The organism is Kistimonas ophiarachnellae, assembly GCF_057552235.1.
Genome location: NZ_BAAJPA010000058.1, coordinates 1 through 769 on the forward strand (window position 1 = coordinate 1; position 769 = coordinate 769).

General features: G+C 58.6%; 1 protein-coding gene. It reads right to left on the reverse strand.

The genetic code is table 11. The features are described 5' to 3' along the window. Positions 1-769 (reverse strand): Ig-like domain-containing protein (locus tag AC27K1_RS21610; RefSeq protein ID WP_487152866.1); only part of this gene is annotated, 769 nt, incomplete at both ends.

Consider the following 769-nt stretch of genomic DNA (forward strand, 5'->3'; position numbering starts at 1 on the left):
AGATGCACCGTCTTCTTCGGCACTGGCAGTGACAACCCCGGCTACCGGTCGGTCGTTGGTACCGGTCACGGTGATGGTGGCCGTTGATTCAGACGTGACGCCTTCGTCATCGGACATCACGTAGCGCACTACCACTGTCGTACTTTCACCACTGGCCAGGTAATCAAAGTCACTGCCAGGGACAAACTGCAACTGGTTGCTGTCGATGCTGGCGGTGCCCTGGCCCGTGACGGGATTCCCGTTGCTATCGACGATCTGCACGCTGTCGAGAGTGAAGTTGGCCGGATTATCGTTGTGATCCACGTCCGTGTCGTCGGCCAGTACGTCAATGGTCAGGGTTTCATTCTCATGGCCTGTGGCGGTATTGGCTGTCGCCACCGGCGCGTCGTTGGTGCCGGTCACCGTGATGGTCGCTGTTGACTCAGAGGTAGCCCCTTCGTCATCAGACATCACATATCGAACGACCACTGCCGTACTTTCGCCAAGGGTCAGGCTGTCGAAGTCTGTGCCCGGCTCAAACTGCAGCTGGTTGTTGACGATGCTGACCGTGCCCTGGCCCGTGACGGGATTCCCGTCACCATCCACGATCTCCACGCTATCCAGACTGAAATTGGCGGGGTTGTCGTTGTGATCCAGATCCGTGTCGTCGGCCAGTACGTCAATGGTCAGGGTTTCATTCTCATGGCCTGTGGCGGTATTGACTGTCGCCACCGGCGCGTCGTTGGTGCCGGTCACCGTGATGATGGCTGCTGATTCAGACGTGAGCCCC